This is a genomic window from Rhizobium leguminosarum bv. viciae (assembly GCF_012276115.1).
In the GTDB taxonomy this organism is placed as follows: Bacteria; Pseudomonadota; Alphaproteobacteria; order Rhizobiales; family Rhizobiaceae; genus Rhizobium; species Rhizobium leguminosarum_T.
This window is the reverse complement of the sequence record NZ_WIEU01000003.1, coordinates 28,258-53,985: the sequence shown is the minus strand read 5'-3', so window position 1 is coordinate 53,985 and position 25,728 is coordinate 28,258. Positions and strand designations below refer to the sequence as shown.

The following is a 25,728-nucleotide window of genomic DNA, read 5'->3' as shown; positions in this document are numbered from 1 at the left end:
GGGATTCAGATTTTAGGCCGGATCGGCCTAAAACCATCCGGTTCGCGCCTGCTATTGTGCGGCGGCGGAAGGATTATTGGATGTCCAGCAGCCGCTCGAGATAGCGCCGTTCCATTTCCTGCGGCGGATTGTTGCCGAGTTTCTCGCGGATCGCGTCGAGGATTTCTCGCGCCCGTTGAACGTCGATTTCGTCAGGCACCTTCACGTTATCGCCGAAATCAGGTCCCTGGGTCCGGCGTGGTCGGCCGAGCGGGTCGCGACCGTTCTGGTCGCCCTGGCCCACCTGGCCGTTCGGGCCTTGACCCTGCTGACCCTGCTGCGCCTGCATCATCTGGTTCATCATGTCGCGGGCGCCCTGGCGAAGCGCTTCGAGAGCGCGGCCCTGGCCCTCGACGGCCGGTTGACCGCGGCCCTGGCCGAGTTCACGGCCGGCACCTTCCATTTCGCGTTGCGCTTGGCCGAAGCCCGGGCCGGGCTTCATGCCCATCTCGCCAAGGCTCTTCTGCAATTCGCCGAGCTGCTTGCCGAGCGCATCCTGCTGGGCGCGCAGCTGTTTCAGGGCCTCGCGCAGCTGCTCGGCCGTCATCTGGTCGGAGGGTTGCTGGCCTTCCTTGCCTTGCTGGCCCTGCTGCTGGTCCTGCGGCTCGCCGTTCTCTCCGGGGTTCATCTCGTCGAGCAGCGGATCGTTTCCGCCCATGTCAGTCTCGCCGCGCTGCATGCGGTCCCTGAGCTGCTGGTCGAGTCGGAAGGTCTGTTCCATCAGCTTCTGCTGGTCGCGGAGGATTTCGCCGAGCTTGTCGATCTGCTTGCGGGCTTCGCTGTTTTCCTGGCTCTGCTGGCCGCGCTGCGGACGGCCCGCCTGCAGGTTGTTCATCATCCGCTGCAATTCCGACAGCATCTGCTGGGCCGCGTCACGATTGCCGGAGCGAGCGAGATTCTCGATCTGATCCATCATCCGTTCCAGATCCTGCTGGCGCAGGATGTTCTGCGCATTCTGGTTCGGCTGCATCGGCGCGTTCTGCATGCGCTCTGCAAGCTCGGTCATATAGTCCTGCATCGCCTTGCGCAGCTCATCCATCAGCTTCTTGATTTCCTCGTCGGGAGCGTTGCGATCCAACGCATCGGCGAGGTTCTGCTGGGCCTCGCGCAGCTTACGCTCGGCCAGCGATAGATCGCCATCCTCCATGCCGAGGGCGATCTCCCAGAGATATTGGGCCGTATCCTTCAGCGCGTCCTCGCCCTTTGCGAGCTTCATGCGCGTCAAGGCTGATTCGAGCAGCAGGTAGTTGGTGAGCTTGGGGATGGTCTCTTCGGGGCGGATGGTCAGCGCCTCGTTCAGCGCGATCGCCTGCGGCATCTTGCGCGTATCGAGCGCAAAGACCTGCCTTTCCTCGGCGACGGCCGCGGCAAGCGGCTCGTTGAAAGGCCGCGACGGCAGCACCATCTCATACGGCGGGCTGCGGCCGGTCTGGCCCGCGGCATCCTTGGCGACGAGGGTGATGCGCACGCGCTTGCCGGCAAGCGGATGTTCGGTCAGGTTCCGGCTGGTCACGCCCTTGGCATCGCGGGCGTTGCTGCGGCGGGGAATATCCAGCCGGTACTCCGGCAGCGGATAGAGCGGCGTTGCCGTCGGGTCTGTTTCGACCGGAACGATCTCCGCATGCGCCTCCTGGACGCCGTAATCGTCCTTGACGGTGAAGCCGATTTCAAGCGCCCCGTTGACGCTGGGCTTCGGCAAACCGTCGAAGGCAATCTCCGGCGCCTTGTCGGGGAGCACGTCGAAGCTCCAGCGGCGGCCATTGACCTCGAGTGCACCGTTCTCCTGAAGCTTCATCATATGCGTCTGCGCGACGAGAGCCTGGCTGGCTGGTGCCGCCGTCTGCTGTTCGCTGCCTGATGCTGCCGTTTGCTGCGGCTTGGTATCGGCCTGCACGGCGATATCCTGCGCCTCGCCGTTCGCCTTGCGGAACACGACCTTTTCGGCCGTCTTTCCGCCGCTGACGCGCACGGTGAGGCCTGAAAACTGCGGAATGCCGATCGGCGCCTGCTCGCTGCCATCGGACGTCAGGTAAACCGGGGCGCGGCCGGTATAGGAAGGCGGCGTCACCCAGGCGTCGATGCGCACTGCCGGATCGCTGACCACCTGCTCGGGTGCTGCCTGCAACGCGTCGCGGATCGAGCCGCCGTTGATCGACAGCGAATAACCGAAGGCCGTGACGAGCAGCAGCGCGGGGACGGCGCGCAGCGCGAAACGGTCATGCACGGCAATATCAGGCCGCGGCAGTCCGGCATCGAGTGCCGCGATCTTTTCGGCCATGCGCGTCTGGTGCTCGCGCCAGAGCACGCGGCCGAAGGGCGTATCGAAGGCCGGCTCGTCTTCCTGGACGGTGACCGGCTGGTGCGGCAGGCCGTTGCGCTCTTCCAGCATGCGGTCGGCTTCTGCGACTTTCGGCCAGCGCAGGGTGCGGAAGGGGAGGAGTGAGACGAGAAAAGCGGCAGCAAAGACAATCAGCAGCAGGATGCGCAGCCAGTCCGGCACGCTGCGGAAGAGGCCGAACCAGGAGGCAGAAAGATAAAAGGCGATGACGGATAGTACCGGCATCAAAGGCGGCAGCAGCTGCTCGAAAAAGAGCACGATGCGCGCCAGCAGGCGTTTCGTCGTCACCAGCCGGGCAAGCGAGGGACGGAACGCAAATGCACCTTTCTTCTGCCGAGAGGGGCTTGTCATCGGTCCGGTCTCCGCGATCTGGCGTTCTGGAACAGAGGGCGCTTCCGGCGATTGCAGGGCAATACGCTCATGAACGAAAGGATAACACTCTTTGTGGCGAAGGCGAGGGCGAGCGGCCGATAATACCGGCTTTTCACGTTTATTCGCCAAAAAGTGATGGCTTGTTCAGTCGAGCCAGGCCGGAACGGAGTCGAGGCTGATCAGTTCGGCATAGGTTCTGCGCGGGCGAATCGTATGAAAATCGCTGCCCCTGACCAGAACTTCGGGCACCAGCAGGCGGCTGTTATAAGTGCCGGCCTGGACTGCGCCGTAGGCGCCGGCAGTGCTGACGGCCATCAGGTCGCCGGGCTTCGGCATCGCCATCTCGCGGTCAAGCGCCAGATAATCGCCGGTCTCGCAGACGGGGCCGACGACATCGGCGCGGATGCGAGGCGCGTTGGCCGCCGAAATCGTCACGGGGCGGATCTCGTGATAGGCCTCGTAGAGCGTCGGGCGGATGAGATCGTTCATCGCGCCATCGACGATGACAAAGGTCTTTTCGCCGCCATCCTTCACATAGAGGACTTCGGTCACGAGGATGCCGGCATTGCCGACGATCAGGCGGCCGGGCTCGGTGATGATCTTGCAGTCCAGGCCGCGCAGCTGGTTCTTGACGATTGCCGCATAGGCATCCGGCAGCGGCGGCGGATTGTTGTCGTCCTTGTAGGGGATGCCGAGGCCGCCGCCGATATCGACGTGATGGATGGTGTGGCCGTCGGCGCGCAGCGTCGCGACAAGGTCGTGCAGCAGTTTGAAGGCGTCGTCGAAAGGCTGCAATTCGGTGATCTGGCTGCCGATATGCATGTCGATGCCGGTGACCTCGATGCCCGGCAGCCTGGCGGCATGGGCATAGATGGCGCGGGCGCGCTCCCAGGAGATGCCGAACTTGTTTTCCTTCTTGCCGGTCGAGATCTTGGAATGCGTCTTTGCATCGACATCAGGGTTGATGCGGAAGGAGACCGGCGCTTTCTTGCCCGCGCTGACGGCGCGCTGGTTGAGGATCTCGAGCTCGGGCTCGGATTCGACGTTGAAGCAGTAGATGCCGGCCTCAAGCGCAAAATCCATTTCGGACGGCGTCTTGCCGACACCTGAGAACATGATGCGGTCTGGCGGAATGTCGGCGGCAAGGGCGCGGCGCAACTCGCCCTCGGAGACGACGTCGATACCGGCGCCGAGGCGGCCCAGCGTCTTCAGCACCGCCTGGTTCGAATTCGCCTTCATCGCATAGCAGACCATGGAGTCCATGTCGGCGAATGCTTCCGAAAAGACGCGGTAATGACGCTCCAGTGTTGCAGTGGAATAGACGTAAAAGGGTGTGCCGACCGCCTTGGCGATCTCGGGAACGGGAACGTTCTCGGCATGAAGGACGCCGTCACGGTACTCGAAATGGTTCACGGGCTTATGCCTTAAAGAAGGGGATCGAGAAGGAAGGGCTTGTCGACGGTTCCCGGCCGTTTCGTCGGCTTGGAAACGTCGCCTTCCTTGGTTGCCGCAGCGCTCGGCGGATCGAGGTCGCCCTTGCGCCCGCATCCGGCAACGGCAAGGCCGATGACGGCGAGAACCGCCGTCAGGCGGACGAGGTGCGGCAAGCTCTTCTGCATGGATATCCTCTTCTGCGGCATGCGATGGCACCATTCATAGCGAATGATTGATATCTTCATAGCGAAGTTTATTCGCCTTGTGCACCCTGATTGTTGGGCGGTCTTTCCGCGCCTGCAGGAAGGGCGCGGCGGCTTTCGCCACGCTTGGTGTCTCTTAGTTTCGGGCGCGCCAGAAGGCGATCTGCCTGCGCACTTCAGACGGCGCCGTGCCGCCGAAGCTCTTGCGGCTGGCGACCGAGGCCTCGACCGTCAGCACATCATAGACCTTGTCGGTGATGTCGGCATGGATCGCCTGCAGATCGGAGAGCGGCAGTTCGGCAAGGTCGCAGCCCTTGCTTTCGGCAAGTGCTACGGCGCGGCCGGTCACGTGATGGGCGTCGCGGAAGGGGAGGCCCGCTTCGCGCACCAGCCAGTCGGCAAGATCGGTCGCCGTCGAATAGCCGGAGCCGGCCGCCGCCTTCATGCGCGCGGTGTTGACGGTCATGTCGCGCACCATGCCGGTCATGGCGGCAATTGCCAGTTCCAGGCTCTCGGCAGCGTCGAAGACCTGTTCCTTGTCTTCCTGCATGTCCTTGGAATAGGCGAGCGGCAGGCCCTTCATGATCGTCAGCAGCGCCACCAGCGAGCCGTTGATCCGGCCGGTCTTGGCGCGCACCAGTTCGGCGGCATCCGGGTTCTTCTTCTGCGGCATGATCGACGAGCCGGTCGAGAAGGCATCGGAAAGACGCACGAAACCGAATTGCGGAGTCGACCAGATGACGATCTCTTCTGCCAGACGCGACAGGTGCATGCCCGCAATCGCCGCGATCGACAGGAATTCGATGGCGAAATCGCGGTCGGAGACCGTATCGATGGAGTTGCGGGTCGGCTCGCGGAAACCGAGCGCTTTGGCGGTCATGTGGCGGTCGATCGGGTAGCCGGTGCCGGCAAGGGCGGCGGCACCGATCGGGCTTTCATCCAGATGCTCGATGGCGTGGCGCACCCGCGAGCGATCGCGGCCGAACATTTCGACATAGGCCATGCAGTGATGGCCGAAGGTAACGGGCTGGGCTGTCTGCAGATGGGTGAAGCCCGGCATGACGCTTTCGGCATGTTCTTCGGCGCGGTCGAGGAAAGCCGCGATCAGGCCGGTCAGCATCCGCTCGGTCTTCTGCAGCTCTTCCTTCACCCAGAGACGGAAGTCGAGCGCCACCTGATCGTTGCGCGAGCGGGCGGTGTGCAGGCGGCCGGCCGCCGGTCCGATCAGCGTCGCCAGGCGTGCTTCGACATTCATGTGGATGTCTTCGAGCTGACGCGAGAATTCGAAATTGCCGCTTTCGATTTCTGACAGGATCGTGTTTAGCCCGTGAACGATCTTGTCCTTATCGTCAGTGGAAATGATCTCCTGATGGGCGAGCATCGTCGCATGGGCAATCGAACCGCGGATATCCTGCGCGAATAGCTTCTTGTCGAAACCGATCGAGGCATTTATCTCCTCCATGATCGCGTCCGGGCCGGAGGCGAAGCGGCCGCCCCACATCTGGTTGGAGGATTTGGTGTCCGTGGTGTCGTCGGCCATGAGGGTGTCCGCCTTGAGGATGCATGTCCAGGAGAATGAAATGACGACAAGAAAACCCCTCGGGCTGCCATCCCTGAAGTGGATCGCGATAGCCGCCGTTGCGGGTGTCGTTGCCGGTGCGGCAGCGGTATACGTGAAGGAGACGGGGATTGGCAATGGCGGCGGTGAAACGGCATCAGTCGAATGCAAGCTCGCTAAAGACCGCATGGCCGGCATTACGCCGCTGATGAGGGGACAGGTGGCCGCCATGGTCGCTGTCAATGAGCCGCGCAAGCTGACCGCCATTTCCTTCAACGGGCCGGACGGCAAACCGCTGACGCTCGATCATTTCGCCGGCAAGACCGTGCTTCTCAATCTCTGGGCGACATGGTGCGTCCCCTGCCGCGAGGAGATGCCGGCACTGAATGCGCTCGAGAAGGAGATGGGCAGCGACCGGTTCCAGGTCGTGCCGGTCAATATCGATAGCGGCGACGACGAGAAGCCGAAGACTTTCCTCGCGGACACCGGCGTCGATGCGCTGCAGCTCTATCGCGACAATACGATTTCGGTGTTCAACAGCCTGAAGAAGGAAGGCCTCGCTTTCGGGCTGCCGGTGACGCTACTGATCGATGACAAGGGATGCCTGATCTCCGCCATGAACGGCCCTGCCGCTTGGGACAGCGAGGATGCCAGGGCGCTGATCAAGGGTGCGATCGGGTCGTAAGAATGCCGGTCAGGAGTCTCCGTCTCCTTTTATGAGGAACACACCCGCAAGTCCGATGAGCACGAAGCATTGCAGCAGGAACATCGGAGTTTCGATCGACATTGCGTTTCCTCGCGTTCACGGCAAGGAAAGCATTTCGCGGGCGCTCGGTCCATTCACCCTTTCTGATGATGTCTGCTTAGCGCGTCGGGACCGGCACTTCGCCGCGATAGTCATAGAAGCCGCGTCCGGATTTGCGCCCAAGCCAGCCGGCCTCGACATACTTCACCAGCAGCGGGCAGGGACGATATTTCGAGTCCGCCAAGCCGTCATGCAGCACCTGCATGATCGAGAGGCAGGTGTCGAGGCCGATGAAATCGGCAAGCTGCAGCGGTCCCATCGGATGGTTGGCGCCGAGCTTCATCGCCGTATCGATGGCGTCGACCGTGCCGACGCCTTCATAGAGCGTGTAGATCGCTTCGTTGATCATCGGCAGCAGGATGCGGTTGACGATGAAGGCCGGGAAATCCTCGGCGACGGTGATGGTCTTTTCCAGCGTGCCGACGAATTCCTTGGCGGCGGAGAAGGTCTTCTCGTCGGTGGCGATGCCGCGCACCAGTTCGACCAGCTTCATGACAGGCACCGGGTTCATGAAATGTATGCCCATGAAGCGTTCGGGGCGGTCGGTGGCGGCAGCAAGCCGGGTGATGGAAAGGGAAGAGGTGTTGGTGGCAAGCAGCGCTTCCGGCTTCAGGACCGGACAGACCTGGGTATAGATCTTGCGCTTGACCGTTTCATCCTCGGTGGCGGCCTCGATAACGAGATCGGAGGGGGCGAGATCATTGACATCGGACGAGCCTGATATGAGCGACAAGGTCGATTTGCGTTCCTCTTCGGTCATCTTGCCGTTCGTCACCAGGCGGGCCAGGTTGCCGTTGATGGTGGCAAGGCCGGATTCGATGCGGTCCTGCGAGAGATCGTAGATGTGAACCCTGTAACCTGCGGCGGCCGAAACATGCGCGATGCCGCAGCCCATCTGGCCGGCACCAATAATACCAATATTCTTCAACACCGCATTCATCTCCAAACCCCCGCACGGCATTCGCCCCCGCGCCGCCGCATTTTTCTAGCAATACTGCCGGACGAAGGATCGCCCGGCAGCAGTAGTAGCCCGATAAAAGATAATTTTCCAGTCATTCGCACGTGCGAAAGAAAAGCATTTGACGCGGTCAGAGCGCCTTTTCCAATTCCGGCAAGACATCGAAGAGATCGGCGACGAGGCCATAGTCGGCGACCTGGAAGATCGGCGCCTCCTCGTCCTTGTTGATGGCAACGATCACCTTCGAATCCTTCATGCCGGCCAGATGCTGAATGGCGCCTGAAATGCCGCAGGCAATATAGAGCTGCGGCGCCACCACCTTGCCGGTCTGGCCAACCTGCCAGTCGTTCGGCGCATAACCGGCGTCGACGGCAGCGCGGGATGCGCCGACGGCAGCCCCGAGCTTGTCGGCGAGCGGCAGGATGACTTCCCTGAATTTTTCCGCCGAGCCGAGTGCCCGGCCGCCGGAGATGATGATCTTGGCCGACGTCAGCTCCGGCCGGTCGGAAGCCGACAGCGCATCGCCGACAAAGGTCGACAACCCCGGCTCGGAAACCGCCGGGATCGCCTCGATCGTTGCAGAACCTCCCTCCGGTGCGGAGGCAAAGGATGCGGTGCGCACGGTGATCACCTTCCTGGCATCGCTCGCCTGCACCGTCTGGATGGCATTGCCGGCATAGATCGGCCGCTTGAAGGTGTCGGACGAGATCACCTCGATGATCTCCGAGACCTGGGCAACGTCGAGAAGGGCTGCGACCCGCGGCAGCACGTTCTTGCCGACCGAGGTGGCGGCAGAGATGATCGTGTCGTAGCTGCCTGCCAGCGAGACGATCAGGTCGGCCAGCGGCTCGGCCAGATTGTTGGCGAGCTCGTCGCTTTCGGCCAGCAGTACCTTGGAGACGCCGGAAAGCTTGGCGGCGGCATCGGCAGCAGGCTTGGCAGCCTTGCCGGCAACCAGCACATGAATATCGCCGCCGATCTTGGTTGCCGCCGTCAGCGCCTTGGCGGTCTGATCGGACAGGCTTGCATTGTCGTGGTCAGCCAGAAGAAGAATGGTCATGATATTGGCTCCTGTTCCAACTGATTACAGCACGCCGGCTTCGTTTTTGAGCTTGTCGATCAGTTCGGCGACCGACTTGACCTTGACGCCGGCCTTGCGGCCCGACGGCTCCTCGGTCTTCAACACCTTGAGGCGCGGCGTGGTCGAGATTCCGAAGTCTGCCGGGCTCTTCTTATCGAGCGGCTTCTTCTTCGCCTTCATGATGTTCGGCAACGAGGCATAGCGTGGTTCGTTCAAGCGCAGATCCGTGGTCACAACAGCCGGCAGCTTGATCTCGATCGTCTGCAGGCCGCCATCGACTTCACGGGTGACGGTTGCTTTGCCATCACCGATCTCGATCTTCGAGGCGAAGGTTGCCTGGGCAATTCCCATCAATGCCGCCAGCATCTGGCCAGTCTGGTTGCTGTCGTCGTCGATCGCCTGCTTGCCTGATATGATCAGCCCCGGCTGTTCGGCATCAGCGACAGCCTTGAGGATCTTCGCCACAGCGAGCGGCTCGATCTGATCGTCGGTCTCGACCAGGATTGCCCGATCGGCGCCCATGGCAAGGGCGGTCCGCAGCGTCTCCTCGGCCTTGGCCGGACCGATCGAGACGACCACCACTTCCTCGCACCTGCCGGCTTCCTTCAGCCGCAGCGCCTCTTCCACCGAGATCTCGTCGAACGGGTTCATCGACATCTTCACATTGGTTAGCTCGACACCCGTGCCATCCGGCTTCACCCGGATCTTCACGTTGTAGTCGACAACCCGTTTGACTGGGACGAGTATCTTCATGGGGTCCTTCCTTCAGGAGAAACTGGCTTCGGAGACTTTTCTAGAAAATGCGCGTTCGGGCGCCGCTCCGATTGTCGAATGGCGACATGGATACGCGTTTTTCCTCCAACTTCAACGCTTCCATGACGCCAATAGGCGATTTGCCTCGGCAATATATGGACGTTTACGTTCACGTCAATATTGTCGTCAGCGGCGGCCCCAGGGAAATCGCTGCGCCGTCCGCCCGTCCGTGCCGGCTGCGATGGTCCGGCCGGCGCCCGGGTCGTTTCTGACGGCGCGGGGCGTGACGATCTCGCGGTCGAAGAGCGGCACACCAGGCCGGCGCAGCACCAGGATCAGGAAAGCCCCGGCAAGGATGCCGCCGACATGCGCGCCCCAGGAAACGTCGCCGTCAGGTGCGATCGCCAGCATGAAGAACTGCTGCCCGATCCACAAAAGCAACGGCACGAAGGCCGGCAGGGGCAACGGCACACGGAAAAACACCAGCACCCAGACCCGGACGCGCGGATGCAGCATGACATAGGCGGCAACGACGCCGGAGACCGCCCCCGATGCGCCGACCAGCGGCGCTTCCGAGGTCATGGTCAGCAGGCCGTGGCAAAGCGCGCCGGCGGCGGCGCAAACGAGATAGAAGATCAGGAAACGCAGATGCCCCATCGCATCCTCGACATTGTCGCCAAAGACCCAGAGGAAGATCATGTTGCCGGCCAGATGCCAGAAGCCGGTATGGACGAAGGCATAGGTGAGATAAGTCAGCGGCTCCGGCACGATTTCCAGCCCTTGCGCCAGTACCGCGTGGCCGAAGGCGATTGCCGGGATGTAGCCGAGCCCGACGGTCGTCGCCTGGGCTGCCTGCTCGCTCTCCAGGCTGGTCAAAAGCCAGACCGCGATATTCAGCGCCATCAGTGCGAGCGTTACCCACTGAACCTTGATATGTTTCAGCGTATTGGCATCGTGAAGTGGTATGAACATAAAGGCCCCCCGGCGATCGTAATCGAGGCAAACCTATCTGTTTTTTCCGGGAACCCAAAGCACATCCGCACGGCCCCGGTCGTTTGCATGACGTGCGGCGACGAAGAGGAAATCGGAGAGCCGGTTGACATATTTCATCGCCGGCTCGCCGACGATTTCGCCGTCGGTGCGGGCAAGCGCCACCATCAAACGTTCGGCGCGCCGCGCAATCGTGCGGGCAAGATGCAGATGTGCGGCAGCCGGGCTGCCGCCTGGCAGGATGAAGGATTTGAGCGGCTCCAGGCCGGCGTTCAACTGGTCGATATCACGCTCGACGCGGTCGACCTGCGTCTCGACGATCCGCAGCGGCTCATAGGCCGGCGGCTCACCAGTGTCGGGGGTGGCGAGATCGGCGCCGAGATCGAAGAGGTCGTTCTGGATAGACATCAGCATGGCGTCGAGTTCAGGCAGGCCGGCCGTGTGCAGCCGCGCCATGCCGATCGCGGAATTGGCCTCGTCGATCGTGCCGTAGGCCTCGACGCGCAGATCGTCTTTCAGCCGGCGCGGGCCGGACACCAGCCCGGTCGTGCCGTCATCGCCTGTTTTCGTGTAGATCTTGTTGAGCTTCACCATGTCACACCGCCAGTCGATGGAAGGGCGGCCAGGTCACTCCACCCTCCCTCATTCCTGTGCTTGTCACAGGAATCCAGCGCGACCAAGTCCTTGGGCGCGGGAGACTCTTTTGAAGGTTGTATCTGGTTATTCACCGCGCGGACGCGCGGTGGCTGGATTCCTGTGACAAGCACAGGAATGAGGGAGTTCGAGGAGGCGATAGTACCCATATTTACCCCTCTATCGTTAGGTTAGCCCCGTCAGGTCGGGCGGCCGCCGCCGGTGATCCAGAGCGTCACCATGATCAGGATGACAGCGATCGCCTGCAACAGCACACGAAGCTGCATCAGCTTGTTGGAACGGTTGGGATCGCCGCCCTTCATCATGTTGAAGAGACCGCGGATCAGGACGAGGGCGACGACGCCCATGACGATGATCGCGAGGATATAGGTGACCGTGGACATGGCGTTCAGCTTTCTCAGTCAGTCCGTCCAGCGCATCAGGCGGTAGAAGAGGTCTGCCGGAAGCAGCCGCTTCAGGAACATGCCCTGCTTAGCCGGAGTCGTTACGGGATAATGTGGCCTCGGTTTTTTCGAGTTCAATGCGTGTTTCAACACGGAATAGACCGCTTCCGGGCCGAGTTTATGGCGGTTGACCGGCCCCGATCCGTCAAGTCTCGCCAATTGCCTGATATAATCGACCGCGTGCGGCGAATTTCCGAGGTCGATATGCTCCTTGAACTTTGCGAGCGCATTGGCGGTGAACCGCGTGGCGATCGGTCCCGGCTCGATCAGGCTCACATGGATGCCGCTGCCCTTCAGCTCCATGCGCAGGGTGATGCTGAGGCCTTCGAGTGCGAATTTGGACGCGGTGTAGGCGCCGCGATAGCGATAAGGAACGACGCCGAGGATCGACGAGCATTGCACGATCCGCCCTTGGCCACGGTTGCGCATCGACGGAATGACCTGCCGCGTCAGCTCATGCCAGCCGAAGAAATTCGCCTCGAACTGCGCGCGTAGCGTTGCCGTCGACAGATCCTCGACGGCGCCCGGCTGGCCATAGGCGCCGTTATTGAAGAGCGCGTCGATGCGACCGCCGCTGCGTTGCAGAACCGCGCCGACCAGGTCGGAAATCGTCTCGGTCCTGGCATAGTCCATCAGGAAGGCTTCGATGCCTTCCGCTTCCAGCCCCGAAAGATCGTCCGGCCTGCGCACCGTCGCGAAGACACGCCAGCCATCGGCTTTCAGCGCCCGCGCGCAATGAGCGCCGATACCGGAAGAGCATCCGGTCACGACGATGGTGCGCTGCTCCGCCATGGAATGATTCCTGTACAAAATGGGACTCGTTTCCCATATTCGGCCAGAGGATACAATCTGGAAAGCCGGAGACGGAATGCCGAAGGTGCTACGCACGATCTATGACGTGGTCTATGACGCGATCTGTCATATGGTCGAGGACGACGGCTTTGCGATGGCGAGCCACGTGGCGCTGTCGAGCCTGCTTGCGGTTTTCCCCTTCTTAATCTTCGGCACTGCGCTTGCAAGCTTCCTCGGCGCCGATCAATTTTCCTCGACCGCCATCCATCTGATCTTCGACACCTGGCCCGAGGCGATCGCCAAGCCGCTCGCCGACCAGGTGCTGCAGGTGCTGACCATTCCGCGCGGCGGACTGCTGACGATCTCGGTGCTGGCCGCCGCTTATTTCGCCTCGAACGGCGTCGAGGCGCTGCGCATCTCGCTCAACCGCGCCTACCGCGTACAGGAAACACGGCCCTGGTATTTCACGCGTCTCGCCAGCCTCGGCTACGTGCTGATCGCGGTCATCATCTTTGCGGCGATCAGCATCCTGCTGGTCGCCCTGCCGCTGGCGCTCGATTATGCGCGCGGCTGGTTTCCGCTGTTTGCCGATACGCTCGACATCGTCTTCAGCTGGCGCATCTACGGTACGCTGGTGGTTCTGACCGTCGGACTGCTGGTCATGCATCTCTGGCTGCCGGCCGGCAAGCGGCGGGTCTTCGACGTCATTCCCGGCGTGCTGTTGACGCTGCTTCTCTGGCTCGCCGGCGCGCTGATCTTTGCCTATTATCTCGCGACCTTCGCCAATTATACCGCAACCTATGCCGGTCTCGCCTCTGTCATGATCGTGCTGATCTTCCTCTACATGGTCGGCGTCATCTTCATCATCGGGGCGGAGATCAATGCAGCGCTGATCAAGTTCCGCGTCTTCCGGATGTTTTCGCACACGCTTTCGATCGTCGGCAGAGAGCGTGTCGAAAGGCAATCAGAGCCCGACAAGGCGGCGAATATCCGCCCCTGACATGCCCTGGGCGCGCAATTCGCCCAGGCCGGTGTCGCCTTGGCTTTTCGAAAGCTTGCGGCCATCCGCGCCGAGAATGAGACGATGATGGTGATAGACCGGCTGCGGCAGGCCGAGCAGCACCTGCAACAGCCGGTGCACCGATGTGGCGTGGAAGAGGTCGAGCCCACGCACGACATGGGTGACGCCCTGCAGCGCATCGTCGACGACCACGGAAAGATGATAGCTCGATGGCGCATCCGAGCGCGACAGGATGACGTCGCCCCAGACGTCGGGCTCGGCGGCGATCTCACCTGTTCTGCCGTCGCCGGTTTCCGTCCAGAACAGCAGTTCGCCGATAAGGTCGAGCGCTTTGCGCATATCCAGCCGCCAGGCATGTTTCTTCCCCGAGGTCAGCATGTCCCGCCATTCGTCTGCCGGACGCTCTCGATCATTTGCGGGATAATGCGGGGTGCCGTCGGGATCGCGCGGCCAGGATTCACCCGCCGCCTCGTAGGCGACAACGCGCACCTTCACCTCGCCGCGCGTCAGGAAGGCCGGGTAGACCAGCCCGCGCTCGATCAGCGCATGCAACGCCGCCTGATATTCGGGAAAATGTTCCGATTGGCGCCGCACCGGGCTTTCCCAGCTGACATCAAGCCATTCGAGATCCCTGAGGACGCCGGCCTCGAACTCGGGCGTGCAGCGCGTCTGGTCAATATCCTCGATACGCAGCAGCAGGCGGCCTTGTTCGGCCTCTGCCATGTCGCGGTTCAGAAGGGCCGAGAGGGCATGGCCGAGATGCAACGGTCCGTTGGGACTCGGCGCAAAACGAAAGACAGGTTTTTGACGCTCGCTCGTGGTCATGCTTTCTTCTGCCATGGATTCGGCTTTTGAACCACTGCGAGGCAATTTGCAGATCATCCGCAACGACGATGACGTCAGGCAGGGGCTCGAAGCGCTGCTTCGTCTCGATCCGCGTCTTGTGCCGATCGTCGCCGACGCCGGGCCAGTTCCGCTGCGGTTGCGCGAGCCCGGCTTCGCCGGTCTTGCCCATATCATCGTCTCGCAGATGGTATCGCGCGCCAGCGCCGAGGCGATCTGGCGGCGCATGCAGCCGGCGGACGGTCTTTTGACCGCTGAAGGTTACGCACTGCTTCACGCCGAGGCGTGGCGCGAATTCGGTCTGTCGCGCGCCAAGGCCGAGACGCTGTCGCGGATCGCCAAAGCGGTCGCCTCCGGCAGTCTCGATCTCTCCGGGCTCTGCCTGAAGCCTCCGGGCGAGGCGCTTGGCGAATTGACCGCGCTGAAGGGCGTGGGGCCGTGGACGGCAGAGGTCTATCTGATGTTTTGCGGCGGCCATGCCGATGTTTTCCCAGCCGGCGATGTCGCGCTGCAGAATGCCGTCGGGGCGGCGTTCGGTCTTGCCGCACGGCCGCAGGCGAAGACGCTTGCCGAGCTTTCGGCGGTCTGGTCGCCGTGGCGCTCGGTAGCGGCACGGCTTTTCTGGGCCTACTACGCCACGAAGATGCGCCGTGACATGGTGCCGATCGGCTGATCGGCAACACTCTTCAAATTGCCTTTATCCTCTGAATTTATTGGACTTCACAATCCTGTAACAACCGGCCTAATATACAGGTGCAGATGCCGAATCGATCAGGAGAGTCCCTTGACGATTGCAGTCTCCCCACAGGCCCTGCCGGCGCTCGTCCTGAACGCTGACTACCGGCCACTGAGTTATTACCCCTTGTCGTTGTGGTCCTGGCAGGACGCGATCAAGGCGGTATTTCTCGACCGTGTGAACATCATTGCAGAATATGAACATTCGGTTTCCTCGCCGAGCTTTTCGATGCGGCTTCCGAGTGTCGTGTGCCTGAAGACTTACGTTCAGCCGTCCCGCAATCCCGCTTTCACCCGGTTCAACGTTTTCCTGCGCGACCGGTTCGAATGCCAGTATTGCGGCGCCCATGACGACCTGACCTTCGACCACGTCATCCCGCGCGCCCATGGCGGCGAGACGACCTGGGAGAATGTCGTGGCAGCCTGCTCGCCCTGCAATCTGCGCAAGGGCAGCAAGCTTCCCAAGCAGGCAGCCATGTTCCCGGCGCAGAAGCCCTACCAGCCGACGGTGCAGGATCTGCACAATAACGGCCGGCTGTTCCCGCCTAACTATCTGCATGAAAGCTGGCTCGACTATCTCTACTGGGATACCGAACTGCAGCCCTGATCGAACGGCCTGCAGCGTCGCGCGTCCTTTCAGAGGCGCAAAGGACGCTGCAGCCCTTCGAATGCGGCATAATTTTTATGCGGCGGACTTGCGAACGCCGACAAAGGCGAAGGCCGCGAGCAGGATTCCGGCAATCACGTTCCAGCCGGCAAACGACAGGCCGAGCACGCGAAGCGCCGCATCGGTGCAGGACGGACCCTTGATGGTGTTGAGATCACCGAGCAGATCACCGGCATTGGTTGTCATGCTGCTTGCCGTCGTCGAGCAAGTGGCCGGACCGGGCCAGAAATGCCATTCGACGCCGGCGTGATAGACACCCATGCCTGCCGTCACCAGCATCAGCATGCCGGCCGCGAGAATGAGCGCCCGGGTGATCCAGTTCGGCAGGCCGACGAGCTCGGAGATGGCAGCCAGGATTGCGATCGGGATGGCGTAATAGTAAGGCTGCCGCTGCAACAGGCAGAGCGCGCAGGGAATATAGCCGCCGAGATACTGGAAACCGAGCGCGGTGCCGACCGCCGCCGCCATGCCGATCGCGAGCAACATGGAATAGACAAAGCCGGGGCGGGCGAGCGACGAGGAAATAGTCATGGCGGAGCTCCGCGAGTTTAGTAGAGCATGAGATGCGGATTGATTTTAGACCTGTTCGGCTGAAAATCATCCTCGCCTAGTGAGCGAAAGAGCGGTAGCCGACATATAGCACGATCACCGTAGCGGCACCGATGCCAACGATCTGGCCGAGGCGCTTCTCGATGAAGTCACGGATCGGCTCGCCGTAGCGGCGCAGCAGCCAAGCGAGGAAGAGGAAACGCGCGCCGCGTGCAATAATCGCCGAAACAATGAAAAGGCCCAGATTGACGTGAATGACGCCGGACAGGATCGTCACGATCTTGATCGGCGGCAGATGCGCAAGACCTGATGTGACAAGCAGCAGCAGGATCCACTCGTAGGTGACGTAGGCCTTCATCTGCTCGAAGGCATCGAGCTTGCCGTAGAATTCGAGAACCGGCCGCGCCACCGTCTCATAGGCGTAAAAGCCGAGCGCCCATCCGGCGATGCCGCCGAGTACGGAAGCGACGGTCGCGACCAGGGCGTAGCGATAGGAGCGTTCCGGCCTGGCAAGCGCCATTGGCAGGAACAGCACGTCGGCGGGGACGAGAAAGATGGAGCTTTCGACGAAGGCGATGACGGCGAGCCAGATTTCGGCCGATTTGCGCGCGGCCAGAGACATGGTCCAGTCGTAAAGTCTGCGGAGCATTCCGTTTCCTTCCTGTTGCAGTGCAAAACAGCTTTAGGGGCCGTGCGCGGCGCTGTAAATGCTCGGCCGTGTCCTTCCTGCCACCGTCGTCGAAAAATTTCGTGATGCGGGGTGGCTGCGCCTCTCCCAAGATTTCGCGAGATTGCGAATCGGCCATTCTGCGGCAAGCTGATTTAGGGTCGACGTGCAGGGTGGCATGAGAATGTTCAAAGTGATCGAAGGCGGCCGTGGGCAGGCCGTGCAAATGAATGAGCGGGCCGAAGTGGCTCCCGGGCCGAGCCGGGAAGACGTGCGCCGGGAAGCCGCGCGGCGGATCAGCGAGAGCGGCTATCATCTGTCCCGCATCCGGGAATTCGCGACCGGGGTGCCGATGCTGGCCTCTCTCAAACACTTGTCGCTGCAGATCGACTTCGCAGCCGAGGTGTTGTCACGGCTCGATCCGATTCCGGAGGATTTCCGCGCCGACGGTTATTGGCCGGCGGGCTGAGGCCATCCCGCGACAGCGCTGCGTGTCTGGGTATTTAATCCCGACGCCTGTCGGAACAACTACTTTCGCGCCTGGTTTCTTTCTCATGATCGACAAAATCCCGAGGAGGATATTCCCATGCGGATGAAACTTGCTGCAGTCTCGCTGCTCGCCCTTGGCATGGCGACGTCGGCTTTCGCACAGAGCAACCCGCCGCAGGCTCCGACCAACAGCGGCGCCAATACGCCGAGCAGCTCGGAATATGACAGCACCGGCAACAGCGGCAGCGGCACGACGGTACCACTGGATCCGAATGCAACGAACAGCACGACGAACAATGGCTCCGGCAGTTCGATGAACATGCCGATGAACAAGGCGCATTGCCCGGATCAGCCGAGCGGTGAGTCGCTTCAGACGCAAGGCGGCAACAGCGGTACCACGACCAGCGAAGCCTGCCCTGACAAGTAGTCCATTATTTGCCGAAACGCCGCAGTTCCGTCCGGGAGCTGCGGTTTCCGTTTCAGGATAGGTCCATCGACTTTTCCCATTGCTGCCGCAGGACGTTCATTTCCGTCCGCTTCTGGGCCATTTCGCTAACGGCGGCTCGCAGATGTGGATGGTGCGACATGAACATGTTGAAGTCGCGCCGTTCGAGCACTTCGAACTGGCAGAAATCGACGGCGATGACGTCGGCGGTGCGTCGTGCGCCAGTCAGTAGCGCCATTTCCCCAAAGAAGGCTCCCGGCTCCAGGCGAATGGCGCCGCTGGCGAGCCGCACTTCCACCGCGCCCGAGGAGATGAAATACATGCTGTCGCCGCGGTCGCCGCGGCGGATGACGCGTTCGCCGGGCGGCGCGGATTTCGCCTTGAAGAGCAGCAACAGCTCCTCTTGCGCGTCCTCGTTGACCTGGGAGAACAGCGGGAAAGTCTCGATCAGCTGCTGCATCTTCAGTTGATGCTGGCGCTCGCGCTCTTCGCCGAGCGCCCTGATCTTTTCCAGCTCTTTGCCGAGCGCCTTCTGTCTGCTCCTGCCGTAGCTTTCCCAGAGGGAGGGCCATTTCGAATGGATATATTTCTTCAGGCCGTCGGTCGCAAAGATCACGATCGGGTTAAGCGTGATCGACAGGATTGCGGCGGCGAGGATCAGATCCTGGCCCTCATGCGGCAGGAGCCCGAGTGAGACGCCGAGGCCGGCGAGGATGAAGGAAAACTCGCCGATCTGGGCAAGGCCGCCGGCCAATGTCAGTCCCATGCTGATCGGATATCGCAGCAGCATGACGATCACGAAGGTGATGATGCCCTTGCCGAGGATGACGAGCGCCAGCGCGCCGATCACGGCCAGCGGCTGGCGCACCAGGATCGAGGGATCGAAGAGCATGCCGACGGAGACGAAGAACAGCACGGAGAAAGCGTTCTGCAGCGGCAGCGAGTCGGCGGCCGCCCTGTGGCTGAGCTGGGATTCGCTCATGACGACGCCGGCGAAAAATGCGCCGAGCGCAAAGGAGACGCCGAAGATCGCCGCCGAGCCGAAGGCGATGCCGAGTGCGATCGCCAACACCGTCAACGTAAAGAGTTCGCGCGAGCCGGTGCGGGCGATCATCGTCAGCAGCCAGGGCACGATGCGAGGGCCGAGGAAGATTGCCATGGCGGCGAAGGCCGCAACCTTCAGCAGCGTCAGGCCGATCGTCAGCGCCAGCGGCAGGTCGCCGAGGCCGTGGTTGGCCGTTTCGCTGACGTTGCCGCCCAGAAGCTCTGCGAGCGCCGGCAACAGCACCAGTGCCAGCACCATCACCAGGTCCTCGACGACCAGCCAGCCGACGGCGACGCGTCCGCTTGCGGCGTTGACAAGGTTGCGCTCCTCCAGCGCCTTCAAGAGCACGACAGTGCTCGCCACCGACAGGCTGAGGCCAAGCACGATGCCGGCGCCGAGGCTCCAGCCCCAGAGTTTGCAAAGGCCGATGCCCAACAGGGTCGCGAGGATAATCCGTCCGATCGCGCCAGGCACGGCGATGCCGCGCACGGCGAGCAGGTCGGAGGCGGAAAAATGCAGGCCGACGCCGAACATCAAAAGAATGACGCCCATCTCGGCGAGCTGGCCGGCAAGAGCGGTATCGGCGACGAAACCCGGCGTGAACGGCCCCATCAGGATGCCCGCCATCAAATAACCGACGAGTGGCGGCAGCCGAAGCCGGTCGGCGCCATAACCCAGGATCGCCGCGAAAACGAAACTGACGGCGACCGTCGCGATAAGTCCTACTTCCTGATGCACGTCCGCCCTCTCTTGTGATAGCGGCGGCACTTTGGACGAAGCGCAAGCAAAGTTAAACAGTTCATTTGAGGATGGGCGGCTGTTCGGGCTTGCGTTCTTAGTCCTGGCTGGTGCGGCACAGACGTCGCCCGCGGCACGGTCGGGCTGCGTCTTGCCTCGTTGCCCTTTCATTAAGAAACGAGAAACGACATGCGGAAGATCATCTTGAACTGTACTGTGGCGGCCTTGCTGTCTGTTCGTTTGCAGCGCCTGTTCTTGCCGACAGCGTCTATGTGAGGGAGCGTTCTTATGATGACGGCTATCGCCACGAGCGGGTACGACCCGGAATCACCATCAGCGAACGTGGCGTCACTTTTGGTGCCGTGCGCGAACGTGAGCACCGCCGCTATCGCGATAATGGCTGCGAAACCAGGAGCATCACCCGACAGACCGACGAAGGTGAGGTCACCAGGACGGTCCGGCGCTGCAATTAACGAAAAAATGTGCGATAAGGACGAAGCCTGGTTCCGACGAGCCGGGTTTTCGCCTTTCGTGGCGCGAATATCTCAATGCAGTGGTGAAAGTCGTCTGTCGGTGTTATGAGCACGCCTTTGGTAAAAGCGCATTCCTAGCGCAAACACCGCCCGCACAGGATTTTTTAGAATGATTGAGCTTACGCCGTCCCAGATCGCCGCACTTAAACTCGCCAGGGATGGAGACCTTTATCCTCAGCCAGCCAATAAATGGACGCATGAGAACGCGACAGTGACTTACGCCAAAACTGACCGGTGGAAAGAGCGGCCTCAGAAAATAAAGTCGGTCACCGCCAAGACGTTGGGCGAGTTGAAGGAGCCGGGTTTTCTCGAAAGGCGGCACCTGGATGACGATGCATCAAAAGACGTCTACGGCATCACGATGGCCGGCAAGATGTGGCTGCTGAAGAACAAATAAGCTTCGCGTAGGCGCATTTTCACAAGCATTCCAGCCTAACGGGATATGACGGCCTCATATCTGAGTTTTCGGTAGGACTTGAGATCGCCGCCAAGCGACCCTGGCCAATAAGAATTTTATCGGGTACGGGCGGCGGTCAAGGCGGTCAAGGCGGTCAAGGCGGTGATGCAGTGTCGTCTTTCGCTGGCGCACAGCCGCCAGCGACGGCGCCCGTTATGACGCTCAAGCTTCACAGTGTCTTCGTTCGGAACTATGTGACTTCACGTGCCTGCTTGCAAAGCCATGCGCAGAGCTGCCGCGGCGCCTGGCGCGCGTCATTGGAGCGCATGAGCGCAAAATGCCAGGCTGGCCCGCTCAGCACGTAGGGGAACGGCGCGATCAACCGGCCCTCGGTCAAAAGCGGCCGAAACAGCGACGGCGACAACAGCGCCACACCCACGCCTGCCAGCGCCGCATTGGCATCCAACTCGTGCGTGGGGTAATCGACCGCCAAAAAGCGCAAACCCTGCGGGGCCGCGCATTGAGCCTCCTTAAACCATTGCTCCCAATCAGGGTGCGGCAAAAGCTCGAAGTCTGCCAACGCCTCCGGCGCGGCCAGCGTCCGCGTTCCAAGCAGGGAAGGCGACAGCATCGGCGTCACTTCTACGGGAGCGAGCCGATATTCTTCCAGCCCGGCCCATCCACCGCGACCCGTCCTTATGGCGACGTCGAATGCGCCCGGATCACGTATTTCCGCCGAGACGTCGACCTCAATGACGGAAGCTCCAGGCGTAGGATAGCGCGCCAGACGCGGTGCAAGCCAGCGTGACGCAAAGGTCGGCGGCGCCGTGAGCCTGAGTGGCGGCGTCGCCGCCTGAAACTCTGCGAGCGCCTCACCGATCCCGGTTAATGCCGCCCGGACCCGATTTGCCAGAACGGCGGCGGCGGCCGTCGGGACCACTCGCCGACCGGTGCGCATAAATAACGGCTGACCGAGCTCAGCCTCCAGACTGCGAATACGAAGGCTGACTGCGGCCGGTGTCAGAAACAAGCGTTCGGCTGCGCGCGCGAAGCTGCGGGCCGAGACACAGGCTTCCAATACGCGCAGAGACTCCAATGACGGTCGCATGATCAGCTTCCCTTCACGTTCAATTTATCTTGTGGTGACGACAAGCAAAGCGCGTTTTGAAGACCGAACGCGCTGGTGCAATTTGGGGCCAAGAATAGGAGATTTACTGTGTCCCTGCAATCTCAGCACCTGTTTACACTCTTCATCGCGCTTCATCCGACGATCGAGCTTGGGCAGACACCAGCCGGCAGCCGGCGCATTTTTCCTGTCTCGGGCGGGCATTTCCAAGGGGAGCGCCTGAAAGGAGAAGTATCGCCGCTGATCGGCTCGGATCTCCTGCTCGCTCGTGCCGACGGCACATCTCAGCAAGATGTCAGGCTCCTCCTCGTCGCCGACGACGGGGGCCTCGTCCTCATGACCTATCGCGGCATAAGACGTGCGTCACAGGCCGTCGACGAGCGTTTGGCACGCGGCGAAACGGTCGACGCTTCGGAATATTATCTGCGCACAACACCGTATTTCGAGACCGCCGCGCCTGCGCATGCGTGGCTCAACAGCATTGTCGCGGTCGCAAAGGGCGGCAGGTGTCCGGGCGGTGTCGAATACGAAGTCTTTGAAGTTCTGTGACCCCGACATTGTCCTCGCCGCTCTCCGGCTTGCATTGCTCGAACTATCTACAAAGAGCTTGAAGATTTTGGTGGTGCCCCATGCCGGAGTCGAACCAGCACTTCTTTCGAAACTCGATTTTGAGTCGAGCGCGTCTACCAATTCCGCCAATGGGGCAACGGATACGAACGGGCGGCTGTCTAACATGCGATCGCCCGCGCGCGCAAGACGGGCAAACGAAGTTATCGGACTGATCCGGTAGAGAGATCCGGCCTCGCTTCGAGGCCGGATCTCGTCCGATATCAATGGGCGGCGGCGGGTGCCGGGCTGCTCAGGCCGGATTTCTTCAGCGTGATCGCCAGGATCGAGGCCAGCAGGCAGAAGGCGCCGGCGACGAAGAAGGCGGGCAGGTAGCTCGAAAGCTCCGTGCGCGACAGGCCGGCGCCATAGGCGGCGGTGGCGGCTCCCAGCTGATGGCCGGCAAAGACCCAGCCGAAGACGAGGCCGACCTTTTCAGGGCCGAAGCGGTCGGCGGCGATCTTGACGGTCGGCGGCACGGTGGCGATCCAGTCGAGGCCGTAGAAGATGGCAAAGATGGAGAGGCCGTAAAAGCTGAAATCGCTGAACGGCAGGTAGAGCAGCGACAGGCCGCGCAGGCCGTAATACCAGAATAGCAGCCAGCGATTATCGAAGCGATCGGACAGCCAGCCGGAACCGATAGTGCCGAAGAAATCGAAGATGCCCATGACAGCCAGCACGCTAGCGGCGGCCACCGGCACGATGCCGAAATCGCCGCAAAGGGTGACGAAATGGGTCTGGATCAGGCCGTTGGTGCTGAGGCCGCAGATGAAAAAGGTGGCAAAGAGGATCCAGAAGGTCGAGGTCTTCGAAATTTCCCCAAGGACGGTGATCGGCGTCATCAGCGCGACGCCAAGCGAGGTGCTTGCCGGCGGCGGCGTTACCTGCGTTTCGCCGAAGGAGGGCAGGTTGAGGTCGGCCGGCCGGTCGCGCATGAAAGCCAGCACGGCAAGGGCAGCGACCATGATCATGGCGCAGACAAAAAATACTGTCGAGCGCCAGCCGTAGCGTTCCGTCAGCTCCGCCATCAGCGGCAGGAAGACGAGTTGGCCTGTGGCTGAGCTTGCCGAGAGCATGCCGACAACGAGGCCGCGGTGCTTGGTAAACCAGCGGGAAGAGATGGTCGCGGCGAGCACCATCGCCGTCAGGCCCGTGCCGAAGCCGACGACGATGCCCCAGAGCAGCAGCAACTGCCACAGCGTCGTCATGAACAGCGAACCGACGAAGCCGGCGCCGATCAGCGCTAAGGCGAAGACGATGACCTTGCGCACGCCGAAATAATTCATGAAGGCAGCGGCGAACGGACCCATGAAGCCGAAAAGGATCAGGCGGATCGCAAGGGCCGAGGAAATCTGCGAGGTCTCCCAGCCGAACTCGTCCTGCAGCGGCTTGATGAGAACGCCGGGTGCGCCCATGGCGCCGGCAGTGACCAGCATGGTGAGGAAGGTCGCGGCAACGACGACCCAGCCATAATGGATGTTGCGCCGGGCGAGGGTGGAGGCGAGGACGGTGGAAACCATAGGCAAGATTCCATTTAAATTCAGGTTCTAGGAGATACTGGACCGATTTACATGATGGCCATCATATTTCTTGCGTATTGATGATGGACGTCATATATTTTGTCAAGCGACTATTTCTGGAGATGACAAATGCGGGTCAGCCGCGAAAAATTTGCCGAAAACCGCGAAAAGATCCTGAGCGTTGCCGGCGTGCTTTTCCGCGAAAATGGCTTCGACGGGGTCGGCGTTGCCGACATCATGAAGGCGGCCGGGCTGACGCATGGCGGCTTTTACGGTCATTTCGGTTCGAAGGACGACTTGGCGCTTGAGGTCAGCCGCAAGCTGATCGACAAGGTCGAGACGCGCTGGAAGGAGCATATCGCCGAATCGCCGGACCGGCCGCTGGCTGCGCTTCTGGATCATTATATCCACTGGCGCACGGTTGACGATCCGGGCGGCAGCTGTGTCTTCGCAACGCTGATCCAGGAAGTCAGCCGCAGCCGCGGCGCGGTCCGCGCGGTCTTCAGCGATGGGCTGTCCGTGCTGGTCGACACGCTTGCCGATATCGTTCCCGGCGAAACGGAAGAGGAGCGCCGCGCCAATGCGACGACGACACTCTCATCGATGATGGGTGCCGTCATTCTTGCTCGTGCTGTCGAAGACAGAGCGCTTGCCGAGCAGTTTCTGGTGACGATGCGCCGGCAGCTCGATCCTGAAAGCCAGACATAATCTCAGTCGCGAATGGCGATGGTTTCGATCTCCCTCTCCACGTGGAGAGGGATTTATCTTGCATATGCCTGAGGACCGAGAAGCCAGCGGCTACTTGAAGCCGGCGATGGCGTGCGGGATGTAGGGTGCCTCCAGTGCAGCGATTTCCTCGTCGGTAAGCTTGACCGAGAGCGAGGCAACGGCGTCCGTGAGGTGGTTCGGTTTGGACGCGCCGATGATCGGGGCGGTCACTGCACTCTTCTGCAGGATCCAGGCGGTTGCGACCTGGGCGCGGGAGATGTTGCGGGCCTTGGCGATTTCGGCCACGGCCCCGACGATCTTGCGGTCGGCATCGATGGACTGGGTGTAGAGCGTTTTGCCGAATTCGTCGGTTTCGCTGCGGGCCGTCGTCTCGTCCCAGTCGCGGGTCAGGCGGCCGCGGGCAAGCGGGCTCCAGGGGATGACTGCGATCTTCTGATCCTCGCAGAGCGGCAGCATTTCGCGCTCTTCCTCACGGTAGAGCAGGTTCAGGTGGTCCTGCATGCTGACGAATTCGGTCCAGCCGTTCAGCCTGGAGACGTAAAGCGCCTTGGCGAATTGCCAAGCATACATGGAGGAGGCGCCGATATAACGGGCCTTGCCCGATTTGACGACGTCGTGCAGCGCTTCCAGCGTTTCCTCGATCGGCGTCGTGTAGTCGAAGCGGTGGATCTGGTAGAGATCCACGTAGTCAGTGCCGAGGCGACGCAGGCTGTTGTCGATCTCGTCGAAGATCGCCTTGCGCGACAGGCCGGCGCCGTTCGGGCCCGGCCGCATGCGGTTGAACACCTTGGTGGCCAGCACGATGTCCTCGCGTTTGGCGAAGTCTTTTATGGCACGGCCGACGATCTCCTCTGATGAACCGTTGGAATAGGTGTTGGCGGTGTCGAGGAAATTGATGCCGAGGTCGATCGCCTGCTTGATCATCGTCCGGCTTTCTTCTTCCCGCAGGCTCCAGGCATGATTGCCGCGGCCGGGATCGCCAAAGGTCATGCAGCCCAAGCAGATTTTCGACACTTCGAGACCGGTCTTGCCAAATTTTGCGTATTCCATGAAACGGCTCCGTGATGAATTTGATAACCCCAGGCGGCTTTCCATGATTTAGCGCGAGATGGCCAAAGTCGCAGGGCGGCAGATGAAGAATCTATGCTGCATGCGCACAATGATCCGTGATCGCCTTCTGAGGCTCATCGCTGTCGAT

General features: G+C 61.6%; 27 protein-coding genes, 1 tRNA gene and 1 pseudogene. 10 read left to right on the top strand and 19 right to left on the bottom strand.

The window, feature by feature from the left end:
* Nucleotides 1-73: 73 nt before the first annotated feature.
* From GFM02_RS06110 to argH, 4 genes are all read right to left on the bottom strand, one after another.
* Nucleotides 74-2,728: a TIGR02302 family protein gene (locus tag GFM02_RS06110; RefSeq protein WP_168321141.1), complete on the bottom strand. Its 2,655-nt coding sequence runs from the start codon at nucleotides 2,726-2,728 to the stop codon at nucleotides 74-76.
* Nucleotides 2,729-2,893: 165 nt separating this feature from the next.
* Entirely contained in the window at nucleotides 2,894-4,162 is a 1,269-nt protein-coding gene (lysA, locus tag GFM02_RS06105) for a diaminopimelate decarboxylase (RefSeq protein ID WP_168272783.1), read from the bottom strand.
* Between the two features lie 11 nt (nucleotides 4,163-4,173).
* A complete protein-coding gene (lptM, locus tag GFM02_RS06100) occupies nucleotides 4,174-4,368 on the bottom strand; it encodes an LPS translocon maturation chaperone LptM (protein ID WP_026265471.1) in 195 nt (64 codons plus the stop codon).
* Between the two features lie 154 nt (nucleotides 4,369-4,522).
* Entirely contained in the window at nucleotides 4,523-5,926 is a 1,404-nt protein-coding gene (argH, locus tag GFM02_RS06095) for an argininosuccinate lyase (protein ID WP_020051825.1), read from the bottom strand.
* 40 nt (nucleotides 5,927-5,966) lie between these two features.
* On the opposite strand from argH, the gene tlpA reads away from it, so the two are divergent.
* Nucleotides 5,967-6,629 (top strand): thiol:disulfide interchange protein TlpA, encoded by a 663-nt coding sequence (gene tlpA, locus GFM02_RS06090; RefSeq protein ID WP_026265470.1) that lies wholly within the window; start codon nucleotides 5,967-5,969, stop codon nucleotides 6,627-6,629.
* A 178-nt stretch (nucleotides 6,630-6,807) separates the two neighbouring features.
* On the opposite strand, the gene GFM02_RS06085 is transcribed toward tlpA, so the two are convergent.
* The 7 genes from GFM02_RS06085 to GFM02_RS06055 all read right to left on the bottom strand — a co-directional run bounded on the left by GFM02_RS06085 (nucleotide 6,808) and on the right by GFM02_RS06055 (nucleotide 12,420).
* On the bottom strand, nucleotides 6,808-7,689 hold the full coding sequence (locus tag GFM02_RS06085) for a 3-hydroxybutyryl-CoA dehydrogenase (protein ID WP_017966357.1): 882 nt from the start codon (nucleotides 7,687-7,689) through the stop codon (nucleotides 6,808-6,810).
* Nucleotides 7,690-7,837: 148 nt separating this feature from the next.
* A complete protein-coding gene (locus tag GFM02_RS06080) occupies nucleotides 7,838-8,767 on the bottom strand; it encodes an electron transfer flavoprotein subunit alpha/FixB family protein (RefSeq protein WP_168321140.1) in 930 nt (309 codons plus the stop codon).
* 24 nt (nucleotides 8,768-8,791) lie between these two features.
* Nucleotides 8,792-9,541 (bottom strand): electron transfer flavoprotein subunit beta/FixA family protein, encoded by a 750-nt coding sequence (locus tag GFM02_RS06075; RefSeq protein ID WP_168272785.1) that lies wholly within the window; start codon nucleotides 9,539-9,541, stop codon nucleotides 8,792-8,794.
* Between the two features lie 186 nt (nucleotides 9,542-9,727).
* Nucleotides 9,728-10,513 (bottom strand): rhomboid family intramembrane serine protease, encoded by a 786-nt coding sequence (locus GFM02_RS06070; RefSeq protein WP_168272786.1) that lies wholly within the window; start codon nucleotides 10,511-10,513, stop codon nucleotides 9,728-9,730.
* Between the two features lie 33 nt (nucleotides 10,514-10,546).
* Nucleotides 10,547-11,125: a cob(I)yrinic acid a,c-diamide adenosyltransferase gene (locus tag GFM02_RS06065; protein WP_168272787.1), complete on the bottom strand. Its 579-nt coding sequence runs from the start codon at nucleotides 11,123-11,125 to the stop codon at nucleotides 10,547-10,549.
* Nucleotides 11,126-11,364: 239 nt separating this feature from the next.
* On the bottom strand, nucleotides 11,365-11,568 hold the full coding sequence (locus tag GFM02_RS06060; protein ID WP_020051818.1) for a twin transmembrane helix small protein: 204 nt from the start codon (nucleotides 11,566-11,568) through the stop codon (nucleotides 11,365-11,367).
* A gap of 18 nt (nucleotides 11,569-11,586) precedes the next feature.
* Nucleotides 11,587-12,420, bottom strand: coding sequence for an SDR family oxidoreductase (locus GFM02_RS06055; protein WP_168321139.1), 834 nt, complete (start codon nucleotides 12,418-12,420; stop codon nucleotides 11,587-11,589).
* 76 nt (nucleotides 12,421-12,496) lie between these two features.
* Between GFM02_RS06055 and GFM02_RS06050 the strand changes: the two genes are divergently transcribed.
* Nucleotides 12,497-13,420 (top strand): YihY/virulence factor BrkB family protein, encoded by a 924-nt coding sequence (locus GFM02_RS06050; protein WP_020051816.1) that lies wholly within the window; start codon nucleotides 12,497-12,499, stop codon nucleotides 13,418-13,420.
* On the opposite strand, the gene gluQRS is transcribed toward GFM02_RS06050, so the two are convergent.
* The gene (gluQRS, locus tag GFM02_RS06045) at nucleotides 13,385-14,266 is read right to left on the bottom strand and encodes a tRNA glutamyl-Q(34) synthetase GluQRS (RefSeq protein WP_168321138.1); all 882 of its coding nucleotides are present in this window, start codon (nucleotides 14,264-14,266) and stop codon (nucleotides 13,385-13,387) included. The genes GFM02_RS06050 and gluQRS overlap by 36 nt on opposite strands.
* Here gluQRS and GFM02_RS06040 point away from each other — a divergent pair.
* Both GFM02_RS06040 and GFM02_RS06035 read left to right on the top strand, forming a co-directional pair.
* Nucleotides 14,265-14,957, top strand: coding sequence for a DNA-3-methyladenine glycosylase family protein (locus GFM02_RS06040; protein WP_168321378.1), 693 nt, complete (start codon nucleotides 14,265-14,267; stop codon nucleotides 14,955-14,957). The two genes, gluQRS and GFM02_RS06040, sit on opposite strands and share 2 nt — an antisense overlap.
* 111 nt (nucleotides 14,958-15,068) lie before the next feature.
* Complete coding sequence (locus GFM02_RS06035) at nucleotides 15,069-15,626, top strand: HNH endonuclease (RefSeq protein WP_020051813.1); 558 nt, start codon at nucleotides 15,069-15,071, stop codon at nucleotides 15,624-15,626.
* Nucleotides 15,627-15,701: 75 nt separating this feature from the next.
* Here GFM02_RS06035 and GFM02_RS06030 read toward each other — a convergent pair whose 3' ends face one another.
* Nucleotides 15,702-16,217, bottom strand: coding sequence for a disulfide bond formation protein B (locus tag GFM02_RS06030; protein ID WP_168321137.1), 516 nt, complete (start codon nucleotides 16,215-16,217; stop codon nucleotides 15,702-15,704).
* A 76-nt stretch (nucleotides 16,218-16,293) separates the two neighbouring features.
* A complete protein-coding gene (locus GFM02_RS06025) occupies nucleotides 16,294-16,884 on the bottom strand; it encodes a YqaA family protein (RefSeq protein WP_017995313.1) in 591 nt (196 codons plus the stop codon).
* A gap of 196 nt (nucleotides 16,885-17,080) precedes the next feature.
* On the opposite strand from GFM02_RS06025, the gene GFM02_RS06020 reads away from it, so the two are divergent.
* Nucleotides 17,081-17,371, top strand: coding sequence for a hypothetical protein (locus GFM02_RS06020; protein WP_168321136.1), 291 nt, complete (start codon nucleotides 17,081-17,083; stop codon nucleotides 17,369-17,371).
* A gap of 117 nt (nucleotides 17,372-17,488) precedes the next feature.
* A complete protein-coding gene (locus tag GFM02_RS06015) occupies nucleotides 17,489-17,818 on the top strand; it encodes a hypothetical protein (protein WP_168303474.1) in 330 nt (109 codons plus the stop codon).
* Nucleotides 17,819-17,870: 52 nt separating this feature from the next.
* Here GFM02_RS06015 and GFM02_RS06010 read toward each other — a convergent pair whose 3' ends face one another.
* Nucleotides 17,871-19,619 (bottom strand): cation:proton antiporter, encoded by a 1,749-nt coding sequence (locus GFM02_RS06010; protein ID WP_020051808.1) that lies wholly within the window; start codon nucleotides 19,617-19,619, stop codon nucleotides 17,871-17,873.
* Between the two features lie 189 nt (nucleotides 19,620-19,808).
* Between GFM02_RS06010 and GFM02_RS06005 the strand changes: the two are divergent.
* A pseudogene (locus tag GFM02_RS06005) lies at nucleotides 19,809-20,092 on the top strand (hypothetical protein).
* Nucleotides 20,093-20,261: 169 nt separating this feature from the next.
* Entirely contained in the window at nucleotides 20,262-20,549 is a 288-nt protein-coding gene (locus GFM02_RS06000; protein WP_003543268.1) for a hypothetical protein, read from the top strand.
* 250 nt (nucleotides 20,550-20,799) lie between these two features.
* Here GFM02_RS06000 and GFM02_RS05995 read toward each other — a convergent pair whose 3' ends face one another.
* Complete coding sequence (locus GFM02_RS05995) at nucleotides 20,800-21,657, bottom strand: LysR family transcriptional regulator (RefSeq protein ID WP_168321135.1); 858 nt, start codon at nucleotides 21,655-21,657, stop codon at nucleotides 20,800-20,802.
* A gap of 108 nt (nucleotides 21,658-21,765) precedes the next feature.
* On the opposite strand from GFM02_RS05995, the gene GFM02_RS05990 reads away from it, so the two are divergent.
* Nucleotides 21,766-22,224 (top strand): DUF3237 family protein, encoded by a 459-nt coding sequence (locus GFM02_RS05990; RefSeq protein ID WP_168272796.1) that lies wholly within the window; start codon nucleotides 21,766-21,768, stop codon nucleotides 22,222-22,224.
* A 71-nt stretch (nucleotides 22,225-22,295) separates the two neighbouring features.
* Here GFM02_RS05990 and GFM02_RS05985 read toward each other — a convergent pair.
* Nucleotides 22,296-22,380, bottom strand: a tRNA-Leu gene (locus GFM02_RS05985).
* A gap of 125 nt (nucleotides 22,381-22,505) precedes the next feature.
* Nucleotides 22,506-23,801, bottom strand: coding sequence for an MFS transporter (locus GFM02_RS05980; protein WP_168272797.1), 1,296 nt, complete (start codon nucleotides 23,799-23,801; stop codon nucleotides 22,506-22,508).
* A gap of 129 nt (nucleotides 23,802-23,930) precedes the next feature.
* Here GFM02_RS05980 and GFM02_RS05975 point away from each other — a divergent pair, with 129 nt between their 5' ends.
* On the top strand, nucleotides 23,931-24,509 hold the full coding sequence (locus tag GFM02_RS05975; RefSeq protein ID WP_011653696.1) for a TetR/AcrR family transcriptional regulator: 579 nt from the start codon (nucleotides 23,931-23,933) through the stop codon (nucleotides 24,507-24,509).
* A 90-nt stretch (nucleotides 24,510-24,599) separates the two neighbouring features.
* Here the strand turns inward: GFM02_RS05975 and GFM02_RS05970 are convergent, their stop codons facing one another.
* On the bottom strand, nucleotides 24,600-25,580 hold the full coding sequence (locus tag GFM02_RS05970) for an aldo/keto reductase (RefSeq protein WP_168321134.1): 981 nt from the start codon (nucleotides 25,578-25,580) through the stop codon (nucleotides 24,600-24,602).
* Nucleotides 25,581-25,728: the final 148 nt, after the last annotated feature.